The sequence below is a fragment of the Halomonas marinisediminis genome (assembly GCF_004347715.1).
In the GTDB taxonomy this organism is placed as follows: domain Bacteria; phylum Pseudomonadota; class Gammaproteobacteria; order Pseudomonadales; family Halomonadaceae; genus Halomonas; species Halomonas icarae.
In genome coordinates this window covers 1-259 of sequence record NZ_SLTR01000572.1, presented here as the reverse complement: position 1 = coordinate 259, position 259 = coordinate 1, and the positions used below count along the sequence as shown (strand labels likewise).

The following is a 259-nucleotide window of genomic DNA, read 5'->3' as shown; positions in this document are numbered from 1 at the left end:
AAATAATTCAGGACCAAGTATAGCAACGGGAGTAGAAGTAACAGATCTATTGCCAAGTGGATATACATATGTTTCAGACAACGGAGCCGGATCTTATGATGAGGCATCTGGAGTTTGGACTGTTGGAGATATATCAAATACTTCTTCAGCTTCTTTAGAAATAACAGCTATTGTAAATGCAACTGGAGATTATACAAACGAAGCAGAAATTACAGCATCAGATAATTTAGATTCTGATTCAACACCAGGAGACGGAACA

Annotated in this window: 1 protein-coding gene; it reads left to right on the top strand. The window is 37.5% G+C overall.

Annotation, left to right across the window (positions count from 1 at the left end; translation table 11 throughout):
* The coding region (locus E0702_RS17845; protein WP_132045822.1) for a DUF11 domain-containing protein at positions 1-259 on the top strand (259 nt) is incomplete at both ends.